We start from the raw sequence: 13,449 nt of genomic DNA on the forward strand, positions 1-13,449 counted from the left end.
CTATGGAGCCTCGCTGGGAAGGTTCTGGTATTTGGGAAACTTTCATTCCCAAAATTGAACAGGGAGCAACGTATAAGTACTTTATAGAATCTAGCCACAACGGCTATTCAGTTGAGAAAGGTGATCCGTTTGCTATTCACTGGGAAACTCCCCCCAATACCGCAACCAAAGTGTGGGACGGGACATACGAATGGTCTGATAATGGCTGGATGGAATCACGAAAAGAAAAAGCTTTAGAATCCCAGCCAATGTCGGTGTATGAAATGCACATAGGCTCTTGGAAGCGTAAAGGCGATAACGGTAAAATGTTTTTAACCTACCGTGATCTAGCCGAAGAATTACCGGCTTACTTATCGTGGATGGGATACACTCATGTAGAGTTCTTACCTGTAATGGAGCATCCTTTTTACGGTTCTTGGGGCTATCAGCTCGTTGGCTTTTTTGCCCCTTCTAGCCGCTACGGCACCCCCCAAGACTTTAAGTTTTTAATTGATAAACTCCATCAGTCAGGTATTGGCGTAATTCTGGACTGGGTACCCTCGCATTTCCCCTCTGATCAGCACGGGTTGTCTTACTTCGATGGTACGCATTTATTCGAGCACGAAGACCCACGGCAGGGGTATCATCCTGACTGGAACAGCTACATTTTTAATTACGGACGTAATGAAGTCCGATCTTTTTTGATAAGCAGTGCGCTATATTGGCTCAAAGAATATCATATCGACGGCTTGCGGGTAGATGCCGTTGCTTCTATGCTTTACCTTGACTATTCCCGTAAAGATGGCGAGTGGATTCCTAATCAATACGGCGGACGAGAGAATCTGGAAGCCCTTCAGTTTTTGCGAGAATTTAATGATGCCGTAGATGCTGAATTTCCAGAAGTACAGACCATTGCCGAAGAGTCTACTGCCTGGCCAATGGTATCGCGACCTACTTCCGTTGGTGGATTAGGTTTTGAGATGAAGTGGATGATGGGCTGGATGCACGATACTTTAGAGTATTTCTCTCAAGATCCAGTTTACCGATCATTTCATCAGGGAACAATTACATTCAGTATAATGTACGCATTTACTGAGAACTTCATGCTCCCACTTTCCCACGATGAAGTAGTGCACGGCAAAGGCCCCTTAATTGATAAAATGCCGGGAGATGAATGGCAGAAGTTTGCCAACCTTCGTACCCTCTATACTTATATGTACGCTCATCCGGGTACTAAACTACTATTTATGGGTGGAGAATTTGGTCAAACTCAGGAGTGGCGGCATGACCAGAGTTTGGATTGGCATCTTAACGATTTTACCCAACACGGCTCATTGCAGTGGATGTTTAAGAAACTGAATGAGCTTTACAAATCAGAACCAGCGTTATACGAAAAGCCTTTCGATCATTCTGGTTTTGAGTGGATTGATATTGGAGACTATCAAAATTGTATTGTCAGCTTCATTCGTAAGGGGCACCAGACTCAAAATGATCTTTACATAGTGATGAACCTCACTCCGGTAGTAAGAGAAAGCTACGGAATAGGGATGTCACGCAAGGGGCACTTGAAAGAAATTTTTAATTCTGACCACCCTGACTTCTGGGGTAGCGGCGTTCTAAATGAAGGCAAACTGGAAACAAAACCAGTACCCATGCACGGCCGCAGCCGTTCGGTAAATTTACGACTCCCCCCCTTAGGTACTATTATTCTAAAGTACAATCAATAGTATTGACGATAGTAGGGTCTAACGTAATTGAGTTTTGAGACCTGTACGACGGTAATTAATGATTTGCAGATTAAATATCTGAGTGAACAATCTACTTGGGCTGTTAAGCAGGTTTCTAGTTTCTAACTAATATGTTTTTAGCTTGAAATTTCCTGCTGAAGTAGCCTAAGATTTGATTTTCATAAATTACCACTGCTAAATTTTGATTACTGTTAAAATTAGCGTAAACTTATTTAATGAGTTTATCAGGGTATTAATATGGCAGAGGCCCACCTTCAGCATTTATGGATTCTATTAAAGCAAGGCGATTATCAAGCGTTTGAAGTTATCTATCGCCAGATTTATCCTATTATGTACCGCTATGCCCTCCGCATTATTCCAGGAACCTCATCGGCTGACCAGAGTATTCAAAATGTGTTCGTACGAATTTGGGAAAGTAGAGAACGTTTAAGCGAGGTAGAAAACCCCCAGGCGTATCTGCTATCTTCTTTACGACGCGAACTATTAACCGAAAAAAAGAACGCTTCTAAACTTCTGTATTTTTCAGATAATCTCCCAGTATTCAGCTATTCACCTCAAGATATAAAATTCCAACAAGAAAATGCTCAGCTATGTCAGAAGACCATTGTCGTAGCATTAAATAAGTTGCCAGAAAGACAAAGAGAGGCTATTTATTTAAGATTTTACGAAGGACTTACTCTTCACGAGGTTGCCGATATTATGGAAGTTCGCGGTCAGTCAGCACAAAACTTCATATATCGAGGCTTAATTACGCTTAGAGAAAATGTGACACTTAAAGAAATTATGAATCGCAGATTGACCAGAACATCTTATGTGATCTTGATTATCTTTTTACTGAGCGGGCTATTAAGGTAAATGTCATTATTCCGAAGTTTTTATTTTTGCTAACACTATTATCAAATATGTATTAAATAGATGCCGACTTTAAAGGCTTATTTTAATAGTTGTTGTGTTATGTTAGGAAAATTATAATTAGGATTCTAATCTTTTTTAAAATTGGAGAGTATAAAGTTGAGGTTACCATCTCTATATAGGTAAAACCAGTACTTTATTGAAACCCGACTTCTTAGTACAACGATTAATTAATGATCCTTCTTTTGAGCGATGGGTACGAGATCCAAAGAACAATTATAAGGATGCAATATACTGGCAGCAATGGCTACAGTCTAATCCTCAACATACTGAAGTCGTAGCTGAAGCTCAGGCATTGCTAACTCAAGTTAATTTTCAAAAGCAGGTAGTTCCTCAAAAATTAGTTAGGGATTCTTGGCAGGAGGTAGCCCAACGAATTACCCCTCAGGAAAAACAAACTGCTCAGCCTACACGTTTACCCTGGCGATACGCTGCCTCAATAGCAATAATATTATCTACGGCAGTAGCTGTTTGGTATTGGTCGCAAAGCGAATCAACCGTCTACAAAACAGCTTTTGGCGAAACCCAAACCATTGAACTTGAAGACGGCACGCAAGTGGTATTGAATGGCAACTCTCAACTTAGCATTGCGGCAGATTGGCTTAATAAAAGTCAGCGAGAAGTATTTTTAGAGGGCGAAGCCTACTTTTCTGTTAACCGCCGTACCCAGCACCAGCAGCAAATTCCCTTTAAAGTACACACTACGAATCTTCAGGTGAAGGTTTTAGGTACTCAGTTCAACATCAATAGCCGTAGAGGATTAACCCAAGTGGTGCTAGATGAAGGAAAAGTTGTACTAGACATTCCAGAGAAAGACAACGCTATTATGCAGCCAGGAGAATACGTGATGTACTCATCCGATAACCAACAAATAACCCGCCGTCAGGTAAATCCCGAAATTTATACCTCTTGGCGAAAGCAACAACTAGTATTAGACGATACCCCGGTGAGCCTCATCATTCGGCAGTTGGAAGATACCTACGGGGTAAAGTTTATTCTAAACAATGAGTTGGTTCGCAATCGCCGAATAAGCAGTACAGGAAGCATTTCAACCGAAGATTTAGAAACAGTATTGATGGCTTTGAGTACACTGTTACAAGTTGAAATTGAACAAGAAAATAACTTTATCTACCTATATGAGAATTAATTTTTATACTAACTCCAATGTTTATGTTTACTAACAACCTTCTAAAACTGGTCTTTGTAATCAGCGTATTGGGTTGGGTAAGTTTATCTGAAGTAAAAGCTCAATTAATAGCTTCTACCGAATCAGCCCCTACCTATGGGGAAACTACTCCAACGCAATCGGCCGAGAAAAAACAGTTGACTAATCTGTTGCAAAATTTGCAGGAAATTTACGGTACTTCGTTCATGTACGAAAGGCACTTGCTGGAAGATCAACCGGTTTCAGTTGATATTGATGCTAAGGCGAGCCTAGAAACTAATTTAAAACACATTCTTAGTTCAACAAAACTACGCTTTAAAAAGATTAACAATAGTACCTACGTTATCATAATACCTGATTCAGAAAGAGAAGTGAAGCAGGTAAAAAAGCAGCCTCTCCAGCGAGAGTCCGACGATTCGGGTGTGGTCTTATCTGCTGCTATGTACACTGCACCGAGTAATTCAATAAGCCAGAAAAGTCGGATCATAAATTTCATTGACCGAGAGATAACCGGAACAGTTAGGGATGAAGAAAATGTACCCTTACCCGGAGTCAATGTTGTTGTAAAAAATACGACAATAGGTACAATAACTGGGATTGATGGCAACTATACCCTTTCTGTTCCGGATGATGCCGAAATTCTAGTCTTTTCTTCGGTTGGCTATGCTCAGGAAGAAGTTGGTATTAATGGAAGATCTATTGTTGATCTATCTATGACATCCGACATCACTGAGTTAGGAGAAGTTGTAGTAACCGCATTGGGTATCGAAAAAGACTCCCGAACGTTAGGCTACGCTACCGCAACCGTTGACCCCGAAGAATTTACGGTCAACCGTACTCCTAATGTGATGAATGCTTTGCAAGGTAAAATTGCGGGGGTGAATATCTCTAGCCTAGGTACTGGACCCGGGGGTACTTCCAAAATTCGTATTCGGGGTCAGTCATCAATTTCCGGTCAAAATAATCCACTAATCGTAATTAACGGAGTGCCGATTGATAATACCAACTTTGGTACCAACCCCGGTGGTGGCGACGGTAACGCATTAGGAAACAATGGTAATGGGTTTACTTCGGATGGGGGTGATGGGCTAAATAGTATCAACCCCGATGATATTGAGAACATGACCGTACTGAAAGGAGCAGCGGCGGCTGCGTTGTACGGTTCTCGAGCCAAAGATGGGGTAATTATGATTACCACTAAAAAGGGTAAAGGCACCCAGGGAATTGGGGTTACGTATAATCTCAATTATACCAATGAGCAGCCGCTAGACTTTACGGACTATCAGTATCAATACGGACAAGGGGAAAACGGGGTGCGACCCACCTCCGAAAACCCAACATCGGGACAATGGTCGTTCGGCGAGCGTATACAACCGGGTATGACTCAAATCTTGTTCGATGGTATTGAAGTCCCTTACGTTGCCCAGCGCGATCGCATTGATAAGTTTTTTCGAAACGGCCAAAACGTGACTAATACGGTTTCAATTGCGGCGGGTGGCGAAAATGGTAGCCTGAACCTTTCATTATCTAATTTAAGTAGCCAGGGTATCGTACCAAATAATTCGTTTACACGACGGACGGTAAACTTAGGATTTCAGTACGAATTATCTCAGAGACTAAGTGTAACAGGTGCAGTCAATTACTCGAATGAGTATAATGACAACCCTCCGAACGTTGCCCAGCAAGATAATACCATTCCGGTTGCGCTTTACAATATGGCCAACACCATGCCGCTAGACCTACTGGATGCTAATAAGTACAATGAAAATGGTGATGAATTTGTGTACTCTCGCTTCCGTAATCGTACGAATCCGTACTTTACGTTAGCTGAGCAGTTTCAAGATATTAGCCGGGATCGCGTCTTCGGAAATATTGCCGTGAAATACGATCTGGCGGACTGGATCTACGTGCAAGGGCGAATTGGTCAGGACTACTGGTCTCGTGATCAATCTGGGAATAACTATCCTACCGGTCAGGCTTCCCGACCTACCGCCCCCGACGGCTTTGTTAATGGAACGTTCACGCAGGAGGCACGCCGTTTCCGGGAAATAAATGCTGACTTATTGATTAATGCCTATCGCGAATTTGGCGATATTGGAGTAAACCTAAACCTAGGTGGCAACCAGATGTACCGCCGAAGCGATCGTAATTTTGTGGAAGTAGACGATTTTGTAATTCGTGATCTGTATACCGTACAGAACGGCCGGGTAAAAAATCCGCAGTACAGTTTAGCCGAACGAGGAGTTAATTCCTTGTATGCTTCGGTAGAATTATCGTACAAAGACATCTTATATTTAAACGGTACGTTCCGGAACGATTGGTTTTCTACCTTGTCACCGGAAAACCGCAGTATTTCTTATCCTTCGGTTTCGGCAAGTTACGTGTTTACGGAGTCGTTTAATAACTCGCCGGGTTGGTTAACCTTTGGTAAGCTACGAGCGGCCTACGCGGAAGTAGGTAGCGATACCGATGTGCGACCATACTCTGACGTATTATTTTACGATGTACGACCCAACCTTTTCGCTACTCCAGGAGGAGCAAATCAACCGGTGATTCAGATAAGTGGTAATAATGTTCCCAATCCTGATCTTCGTCCAATGCGCGCTAATGAAGCTGAAATTGGATTGGAACTGCAACTGTTCGATAGCCGCGTGGGATTGGATGTAGCGGTTTACCAAAAGACTACTTCTGACCAAATTGTCAGTGCCCAGGTTTCGGAAGCGTCCGGATTTGATAATACCCTGATCAATAGTGGTCAAAGCCAAACGCGTGGTTTTGAGTTTCTGGTTAATGTAGCTCCAATTGTAACCAATGACTTCCGATGGAATGTATCTTTCAACGGTATGTACAATATTACTGAGGTGCTGAGTCTACTAACCGATGAGACAGGTGAAACAATTACCGTAGGAAACCATGTATTTAACGGATTTTTACAACAGGTAGTAGGTCAAGAGATTGGCCAGTTAGCTGGTTTTGGTTACCGTCGTGATTCACAAGGTCGGCAAATCTTTGGAGGAAATGGCGTAGCCCTACGTACTGAAGATCTAGTGAATTTTGGTTCAGCCCTGCCGAATTGGGTGGGTGGTATCACTAACTCCTTTAACTATAAAGGACTTAACTTCTCATTCCTGATTGACTTTAAGCTGGGCAATATGATGATGTCGGGTACCAATTTTAACGCTACTCGCCACGGTCTGCATATGATGACCTTAGAAGGTCGTGAAAATGGCGTAATTGGCGACGGAGTTAATGAACAAGGTGAAATTAATACGGTGGCAGCTGATCCTCAGACTTATTGGGAAGTGGTTCGTTCGCAGCAGTTGGTTGAGCCAATTGTATACGATGGGGGCTACTGGAAGCTTCGTCAGATTAGCTTAGGCTATGATTTCTCTAAGTTCTTACCGGAAAGCTTTCCAGCCCAGGCAGTTACGCTAAATTTTGTGGCTAATAATGTGTTTATCATCCAAAAATGGGTTCCGAACATTGACCCCGAATCATTTGGGTTCACTTCAGACAATTTGGTCGGCTTAGAGTCTACCGGATTGCCAACTACCCGAGGGCTAGGTTTCAACTTAAATGTCAAATTCTAGAATACACGACTATGAATAAATTATCAATATTTCGTTTTCTGCCGGTATTTCTATTACTGGTGTTCGCCTGCGACGATAACTTCGATGAGCTAAATACCAATGTGGTTGATCCTACCGCGGATGATATAAATCCGGTGTTTCAACTAAACGAAGCAGTCATTAATATGTCATTTCCCAACTCAGTACTGGTGTACGATATGGGAATTGTTCAACAGATAATCACTCCTAATTCGGGGGTGTTGACTGGAGCTAATTTTAATCAGGATAACCGCAACTCAACCGAGCAGATATGGCGCAACTATTATCGAGGCGTTATTCGCCATACTCGGGATATTATCGGAAGAATTAGTGACGATGCATCGCGTAATAACTTGTTGCAAATGACCCGCATCTTACAAGCGCATGCTTTTATGATACTCACAGATTCTTACGGTGATATACCTTACATTAGTGGTGGGAAGGGGAATACTGAGTTGATTTTATATCCTACCTATGATCCTCAATCAGAGGTATATCCAGATATCATAAATGAGCTTACCGAAGCTGCTAGTGCCCTAAATAATTCTGGGGAGGTTGAGTCAGCCGATGTGCTATACGGGGGTGATATTGACCAGTGGCGAAAATATGCGAACTCATTAATCTTAAGAGCAGGGATGCGATTATCTAAAGTTGATCCGAACACGGCTCAGCAAAGGGTGCAGCAGGCTTTTCAAGCGGGAGTGATTACTGAGAACAGTGAGAATATGGTTATCAGACATGATAACAACTATCGCAACGAAACTGGACGAATATTAAATGCTACCGAAGCCAACAATTACTATTTAGCCGGTCCGTTTGTAACCTTTTTACAAGAAACTGACGATCCCCGGTTGCGGTCTATTGCCGTAACTTACGTAGATGCTGCTTCTGGTCCGGGGCAGGTACTTGGCCCCAATGGTAACGGTACTAATGATCCTGATGTTCATATTGGCATGCCGGTAGGTAACAATGATGAGACGGCCCGTCAGGCTGCCGCCGCACTAGGACTTGACAGCTTTTATGAGTTTGCTCAGGCTGACCGAGAGAGGGTAGTTACGCAAACCACTCCCATGTTTATGGTTACCGCCGCTCAGAATCATCTGCTTCTGGCGGAGGCCGCTTCTAGAGGATGGATTACTGCTTCAGCGGAAGAGCTTTTCCACGAGGGTATCCGCTTGCATATGGAAAAAATGGCTGCCTACAATGAGGACTCGGCGGTTCCAGAAGAAGAGATTGAAGCGTTTATCAATAATAATCCACTGTCTGATGCTACTGCTTTAGAGCAAATCAATGAGCAATACTGGATTGCATCGTTCCTCAATGGCCCCGAAGCTTTTGCTAACTTCCGTCGTAGTGGCTTTCCCGATCTAGCTCCTAACCCATTTCCGGGTCAAGATTTAACATCAGAAGAATTCATTCGCCGGTATACCTACCCATCGTCAGAAATAGTGGTGAATACGGAAAATGTAAACGCTGCCATTAGTCGAATGGGTCCGGATGTTCTGGATACCAGAGTTTGGTGGGATGTAGCTCAATAAGCAGTTAGCAAAGAACAATTTGATAATGTAAAATAGTACGTTGCTTAATTCCGAGGTTCGGATTTCGACTTCCGGATCTCGGTTTTCGACAAACCAATTATGAAACAGACCACTATCATCATATTATTATCATTCGTTTGGTTTCCGTTGGCCTACGGTCAAACCGTTTCAGTGGAGCAAATGAAGTTGTACACTCCCGAGTGGGAAGGTGAACGGTTTGCGGACGGTCGTCCGAAGGTGGCGGATGACGTGCTGGAGCGAATGAAGTTAGTCACCCACGAAGAAGCTTGGTCGGTAATGAAAAATGCGGGATTTCGCCACCAGTACGAAGAGGGCTGGTTGTGTATTCACCCCGATAGCACCCTGATTGGCCGGGCGTTTACGGCGATGTTCATGCCGGGCCGACCGGATGTTTACAAATCTCTGTTAGACAAAGGTCACGAAGAGGGAAGAATACGTGGCCAAAATGCCTGGCCTATTGACGAGCTTCAGCCGGGTGATGTGTACGTAGCCGACCAGTTTGGAGCCCACGAAGATGGGCCAACCATTGGTGATAATCTCGCTAATGCTATTTACGCTAACTCGGGAAACGGTATTGTGTACAACGGAGCTATTCGGGACATAGAAGGGCTGGAAGAGCTTGATAAGTTTACTTCATTCGTCCGTAGCTATCACCCCTCGCACCACAATCCCAATCATGACCAGAACACCACGCTGATGGGTATCAACACTCCGATTAATCTGGGGAGCACTATGGTAGTTCCGGGCGATGTAATTCTGGGAAAAAACGGCGGAGTATCGGTGATTCCGGCTCATTTAGCTGAGAAGGTAGCTCAAACCTCTGAGGTGGTTCGTTTACGGGATATGTTTGGGCATATGCGGTTACGCGAAAAAAAGTATACTGCCGGACAAATTGACTCTCGCTGGAGCGACGAAATCGAAACTGATTTCTCTCGCTGGCTCGAAGCCAATCTCGACCAACTTCCGGTACCTAAAGAACAGATACAAGAACTATTGAAAGAACGAACTTGGTAAAAATTAGTACTAAGTGCTACGGTGTTAAAGTGTTATGGTACCCATCTAACCAATACTGACACTTTCAGAGACACCATATCACTTCGCACTTTAATACAATAACACTAAAATTTATGCAACACCCCTACAACCGAAGATCATTTCTTACCAAAGGGCTAGCGGGAGCCGCTGGTTTCAGTCTATTAACAAATTTTGGTAATGACCTATTTGCCGCCGTGCAGAAGCAAAGCCTTTTTTCGGCACCTTCTGATTTACAAATCACCGATATAAAGTGTGCCTACATTCGCAATGGGCACAGTTTGTTCGTGAAGGTTTATAGCAACCAAGATATTGTAGGCCATGGCGAAGCCGTTGATGCCACCCCCGGTACCTACTATCTAGTAAAGATGATGGGCGACCGGATCAGAGGGAAGAATCCGCTCAATGTTCATCGAATTTTTGAAGATGTTCGCCGCCGTGGTTTCTTTGAAGGAGCCCAGGGCGGAATGTATATTTCAGTGCTCACCGCCATTGAATCAGCTTTGTGGGATTTGGCCGGAAAGGCATTGAACGTCCCGGTATACCAACTGCTCGGTGGAAAATTTCGGGACAATATCCGGGTCTACTGTGATACCGCTAGTAGTCGTGAAAAGCCCGAAATAATGGGACAGCGGGCTAAGGAAGTGGTAGACGAACATAATTTTACCGCAGTAAAATTTGATATCGACGATAGCAATGATCCCAACAAATACGATCCGTACAACTGGACAGTAGGAGCGGCCGAACTAGAGCGAATGGTTGACCAAATTACAGCGGTACGAGAATCATTGGGACCTCACGTGGATATATGCGTAGATATGCATGGTCGCTTTGACACAACTTCCGGCAAGCGAGTTGCTAAAGCGATGGAACCTCTGCATCTTATGTGGCTGGAAGAACCTATTCCGGCCGAGAATGCGGAAGCTTATAAGTATATAACCCAATCGACCACCACCCCAATTTGTGCGGGTGAGAACTTGTATTTGGCCTACGGGTTTCGTCCGTTACTAGAAATTGGCGCAGTCGATATTATTATGCCGGATTTACAGAAGGCCGGGGGGCTGGGCGAAGCGCAGCGGATTGCTAATCTGGCTAATGTGTACTACGTACCTTTCGCACCGCATATGGTGGCCTCCTACTTAGGCGCAATGGCTTCGGCTCACGTATGTGCTTCGGTTCCGAACTTCCTGATTCTAGAGTGGCAAATCTATTTTCATACCAATCCTATGTTCAAAGAAATCGTCCACTACGATGGCGAAATGATTGTGGACGGCTATATTCCATTGTCTAATAAGCCAGGAATTGGAGTTGAAATCAATGAAGAAGGTCTAAAGAAATATGCCGATAAAGATATGCCGTTCTTCACCTAAATTAAACCGAAGTTGCAGTTTTAATTTGCTAACCTTAACTTATCGTCTTTCACTACCAATTTTCAATTATTTACTTTGAACTAGCCTTATGCACTACTCTTTCACTTTCTTTTTAATTTTCTGTCTTTCATCGCAAACACTTTTCGGCCAAATCTTAACGCTCAACCGAGACGAAATGGTCAAACTCACCAGCCAATGGGAGGGAGAACGGTACCCCGATGGTCGTCCGAAAGTTTCGGATGAGATTCTTGAGCGAGTCAAGAATATTTCTATTGAAGAAGCCTGGGGAAGTATGCGGGGCAAAGACTACCACAATCAGTTTGAAGGTAATTGGATGATGATCCACGACGATCAGCCGATTGTCGGTCGCGCTCTAACCGCTCAGTATATGCCCACTCGTCCCGACTTGGAAGAAGTCCTTAAAACCGAAGGCGAGGAAGACGGCCGAATCGGTGGAATGAACTCCTGGCCTATCGATGAACTGCAAATGGGCGACGTATACGTGGCGGATGGTTACGGCAAAGTGGTAGACGGAACATTGATTGGCGATAATCTAGGAAATTCTATCTACGCTAAATCAGGCAACGGAGTAGTCTTTGATGGTTCTCTGCGTGATTTGGCCGGACTAGAAGAAATTGATGGCTTCAATGCTTTCGTTCGGGGCTGGGACCCTTCCTTCATTAAAGATATGACGTTAGGCGGCTTAAATACTCCAATTCGCATTGGACGAGCCACCGTTTTACCCGGAGATGTAGTGCTGGCTAAGCGAGAAGGTGTTATCTTCATACCGGCTCATATGATTGAAGAAGTGCTGATTAATGCGGAATTTGTTGCCCTGCGCGACAAGTTTGGTCATCAGCGCTTGCGCGAAGGGACCTACACCCCGGGTGAAATTGATACCCGTTGGACTGATCCTATTAAACAAGATTTTATGACCTGGCTGGATGAAAATCCTGACGAAATACCGATGTCGCGGGAAGAACTGGACACGTATCTAGAAAATAGAACCTGGTAAGAAAAGCAGTTGACAAATGATAAGTGAAAATTGATAACGGCTGAGGGACAAGTGAAAATGAATTCCTCATTCAACCATCAACAAATGACAAGTGACTGAAGACAAATGACCAATGACAATTGAACAATACAACCACCTACTAACTAATTATGGATTCAGAACCAAAAAAACCCAGTAGCAATCGTCGCGATTTTCTTCAAAAAGCCAGCTTAGGAGGATTATCATTAGGCGCTTTTGCCAACAGCTCAATTGATGAGACACTAGAATACAGCACCCAAAAAGTAAATCGCTTTTCAGCTCCCACTGACCTTAAAATTACTGACCTTCGAATTGCTGAAATTAGCGGCGTGGTGTTCCGTACTCCTATTGTGCGAATTTATACCAATCAGGGTATTGTTGGTCATGGTGATGTGCGGGATGGTGCCGCCAAGGAATACGCTTTGTTTCTGAAAAGCCGATTGTTAGGCGAAAATCCCTGCAACGTGGAGCGATTATTTAAGAAGATTCGTCAGTTTGGTCACCATGGCCGACAAGGTGGGGGAGTGTCGGGAGTAGAGATGGCTTTGTGGGATTTAGCCGGAAAAGCCTACAACGTTCCGGTATACCAACTACTCGGCGGAAAATACCGCGATCGAGTGCGAGTTTACTGTGATACTACAGTTTCTAAAGATCCGCAGGAATATGCTAATCGGATGCAAGAGCGAATCGACAACGGCTACACGGCTCTGAAAATGGATATTGGTATTAATCTTATCAAAGATATTCCCGGAGCGCTAGTAAATGCACCCGAAGGAAAGTACGCTCCTTATAAATATGAATCTCGCCAATATAATCAGACCCAACATCCATTTACCCGGGTGCAGATTACTCAAAAGGGTATTGAAAAGCTCACTGAGTTTCTGGATGTAATGCGCTCGCAAATCGGCTACGAAATACCAATGGGAACCGATCATTGGGGGCATTTTGATGTAAACGAGGCAGTAAAAATTGCCCGAGCCGCCGAACCCTACAATCTGGCCTATATTGAAGATATCATTCCCTGGCACTACATGGATCAGTGG

9 protein-coding genes are annotated in these 13,449 nt (G+C 43.9%); all 9 read left to right on the plus strand.

The genetic code is table 11. The annotated features are described in order from the left end of the window. On the plus strand, positions 1 to 1,706 hold a 1,706-nt coding region (glgB, locus tag WBA23_RS23585; RefSeq protein WP_424584731.1), incomplete at its 5' end, for a 1,4-alpha-glucan branching protein GlgB. A 258-nt stretch (positions 1,707 to 1,964) separates the two neighbouring features. Continuing rightward, on the plus strand, positions 1,965 to 2,582 hold the full coding sequence (locus tag WBA23_RS23590; RefSeq protein ID WP_424584732.1) for an RNA polymerase sigma factor: 618 nt from the start codon (positions 1,965 to 1,967) through the stop codon (positions 2,580 to 2,582). 196 nt (positions 2,583 to 2,778) lie between these two features. Then, positions 2,779 to 3,786 carry a FecR family protein gene (locus WBA23_RS23595; RefSeq protein ID WP_424584733.1) on the plus strand — a complete coding sequence of 336 codons (1,008 nt, stop codon included), beginning with the start codon at positions 2,779 to 2,781 and terminating at the stop codon, positions 3,784 to 3,786. 23 nt (positions 3,787 to 3,809) lie between these two features. After that, positions 3,810 to 7,394 (plus strand): SusC/RagA family TonB-linked outer membrane protein, encoded by a 3,585-nt coding sequence (locus WBA23_RS23600; RefSeq protein WP_424584734.1) that lies wholly within the window; start codon positions 3,810 to 3,812, stop codon positions 7,392 to 7,394. An 11-nt stretch (positions 7,395 to 7,405) separates the two neighbouring features. Continuing rightward, positions 7,406 to 8,950 carry a SusD/RagB family nutrient-binding outer membrane lipoprotein gene (locus WBA23_RS23605; RefSeq protein ID WP_424584735.1) on the plus strand — a complete coding sequence of 515 codons (1,545 nt, stop codon included), beginning with the start codon at positions 7,406 to 7,408 and terminating at the stop codon, positions 8,948 to 8,950. Positions 8,951 to 9,049: 99 nt separating this feature from the next. Next, positions 9,050 to 9,985, plus strand: a complete 936-nt coding sequence (locus WBA23_RS23610) for an RraA family protein (protein WP_424584736.1) — start codon at positions 9,050 to 9,052, stop codon at positions 9,983 to 9,985. A gap of 113 nt (positions 9,986 to 10,098) precedes the next feature. Then, a complete protein-coding gene (locus WBA23_RS23615) occupies positions 10,099 to 11,373 on the plus strand; it encodes a mandelate racemase/muconate lactonizing enzyme family protein (RefSeq protein ID WP_424584737.1) in 1,275 nt (424 codons plus the stop codon). A 175-nt stretch (positions 11,374 to 11,548) separates the two neighbouring features. Next, positions 11,549 to 12,388 (plus strand): RraA family protein, encoded by an 840-nt coding sequence (locus WBA23_RS23620; RefSeq protein WP_424584738.1) that lies wholly within the window; start codon positions 11,549 to 11,551, stop codon positions 12,386 to 12,388. A 149-nt stretch (positions 12,389 to 12,537) separates the two neighbouring features. Next, on the plus strand, positions 12,538 to 13,449 hold a 912-nt coding region (locus WBA23_RS23625; protein WP_424584739.1), incomplete at its 3' end, for an enolase C-terminal domain-like protein.

This window comes from Tunicatimonas sp. (assembly GCF_049647865.1).
GTDB lineage: Bacteria > Bacteroidota > Bacteroidia > Cytophagales > Cyclobacteriaceae > Tunicatimonas.

Excerpts from the sequence above, each read along its gene's own strand:
- WBA23_RS23620 (WP_424584738.1), top strand. The coding sequence starts at position 11,549 with ATGGTCAAACTCACCAGCCAATGGGAGGGAGAACGGTACCCCGATGGT.
- WBA23_RS23605 (WP_424584735.1), top strand. The coding sequence starts at position 7,406 with ATGAATAAATTATCAATATTTCGTTTTCTGCCGGTATTTCTATTACTG.
- WBA23_RS23615 (WP_424584737.1), top strand. The coding sequence starts at position 10,099 with ATGCAACACCCCTACAACCGAAGATCATTTCTTACCAAAGGGCTAGCG.
- WBA23_RS23590 (WP_424584732.1), top strand. The coding sequence starts at position 1,965 with ATGGCAGAGGCCCACCTTCAGCATTTATGGATTCTATTAAAGCAAGGC.
- WBA23_RS23610 (WP_424584736.1), top strand. The coding sequence starts at position 9,050 with ATGAAACAGACCACTATCATCATATTATTATCATTCGTTTGGTTTCCG.
- WBA23_RS23600 (WP_424584734.1), top strand. The coding sequence starts at position 3,810 with ATGTTTACTAACAACCTTCTAAAACTGGTCTTTGTAATCAGCGTATTG.